The organism is Deferrisoma palaeochoriense (assembly GCF_054656955.1).
On sequence record NZ_BAAHXI010000142.1, the window covers coordinates 1 to 1952 of the forward strand.

The window sequence follows — 1952 nt, forward strand, 5'->3', positions numbered from 1 at the left end:
CCTGGGTTTCGGAGATTTGAGCACATGTCGGGGTTTCTCGGATCGTAACCCCTCGATTTCATTGGAGGTGGGTTCGGAAAATCGCCGGAATGCATAGATACACGCCACATGCAAAGAGTATTGCAGTGGCAGCGAGTACACGCTATTCTGATAGGCATGTACATCCGAGCCACCTCCCGCCGGAACAAGGACGGCTCCGTCGTCCGCTATTACCAGCTCGCCCACAACGAGTGGGATCCCCAGCGCAAGCGCTCCACGGCCCGGGTCATCCACAACTTCGGCCGGGCGGACGAGCTGGACCGCGATGCCCTGGTGCGGCTGTGCCGCTCGATCGCCCGGGTCTGCGGGGTCCGGGTGGAGGACCCAGACATGGACGCGGCCGAAGGTCCCTCGGGGGAGGAGGCCGGCCTTCCCGGGGATGTGCGGTTCCTGGGGAGCCGGGAGTTTGGGATCGTGTGGCTGGCCGAGGCCCTGTGGGAGCGGCTGGGGATCGGGCCGTGCCTTCGGAAGCTGGAGCGCACGAGCCGGGTCACGGGGCGTGGGTACGAGCGGGCGGTATTCGCCATGGTCGCCAACCGTCTGAGTGCGCCGGAGTCCAAACTGGGGGTGTGGGAGCGGTGGCTGGGGCGGGTGTACCTGCCCTCGTGTTGGGGGCTGGGTCTGGACCGGCTCTACGAAGCCATGGACTGGCTCTACGAGCACGCGGAGGCGGTGGAGCGGGAGGTGTTCTTCCACACGGCGGATCTGCTGAACCTGGCCGTGGACGTGATCTTCTACGACACCACGACGGCCTCGTTTGCGATCGACGAGGAAGACGATGCGTCGTCGGAGGGGATTCGGCGGTTTGGGCACTCCAAAGAGGGAACCTGGAGCCCGCAGGTGGTGGTGGCGCTTGCCGTGACGCGCGAAGGGTTTCCGGTCCGGAGCTGGGTGTTCCCGGGGAACACCACGGACGTCACCACGGTGGAGCGGGTGCGCAAGGATCTGCGGGACTGGCGGCTGGGGCGGGTGGTGTTCGTGGGGGACGCGGGCATGAACTCGGCCGGGAACCGGGAGGCCCTGGCGCGGGGGTGCGGCCACTACATCCTGGCTACCCCACTGGGGGAAAGCGAGATCCGCGACGAGGTGCTCTGCCGGGCGGGACGGTACCGGAAGTTTGGGGAGAACCTTTGGGCCAAAGAGGTTGTTATCGGGCAGGGGGTGCGCCGGAGGCGCACGATCCTGTGCTACAACCCCAGGGAGGCCGAGCGCCAGCGTGCCCGCCGGGAGGAGGTGCTCCGGGAACTGGAAGAGGAGTTGGCCCGGCATCCGAGCCTGGACGCCACCCAGAAGTGGGCGGCGGAGCTTCGGGCCTCCCAGCGCTACGGCCGCTACCTCACGGTGGGGGGCAAGGGGAAGAAGACGCTTCGGATCGACCGGGCGGCGGTGCGCCGGGCCGAGCGCACGGACGGCAAGTGGGTGATCGAGACGAACGACGACACACTGCGTGTGGAACATGCGGTCCAGGGCTACCGGGGGCTGATGGTGATCGAGCGGTGCTTCCGGTCGATGAAGCGCACGCAGATCCGGATGACGCCGATGTGGCATCGGCTGGAGAAGCGGATCGTGGCGCACGTGAAGCTGTGCGTGCTGGCGCTTCTTCTGGAGCGGGTGGCGGAGCACCGATGCGGGAAGAGTTGGGCGCGGATCGCACACGCTCTTTCGGGGCTCACGGCCGGGGAGTTCGAAGCGAAAGATCATCGATTCTTCCAGCGTTCGGAGATCACCCCTGAACAGCGACAGATCTTCAAAAGCCTAGAGATTACAGAGCCTAAGAGGGTTTTTGGCATCCGGACGAATCCCGGATAGCCCCGAGAAACGATAGATACACGCGTTCACAAGGGCACGAGTGGAACATCCCGAAGATACGAGGGATTTCCCTCCGTGTCGCCCTAGAGCTCCGAAACCCAGGT

General features: G+C 65.5%; 1 protein-coding gene. It reads left to right on the forward strand.

Going from position 1 to position 1952, the window contains the following annotated elements:
• Positions 1 to 156: 156 nt before the first annotated feature.
• A complete protein-coding gene (locus ACYQ8L_RS18395; RefSeq protein WP_459943277.1) occupies positions 157 to 1848 on the forward strand; it encodes an IS1634 family transposase in 1692 nt (563 codons plus the stop codon).
• The last annotated feature ends 104 nt before the right edge of the window (positions 1849 to 1952 follow it).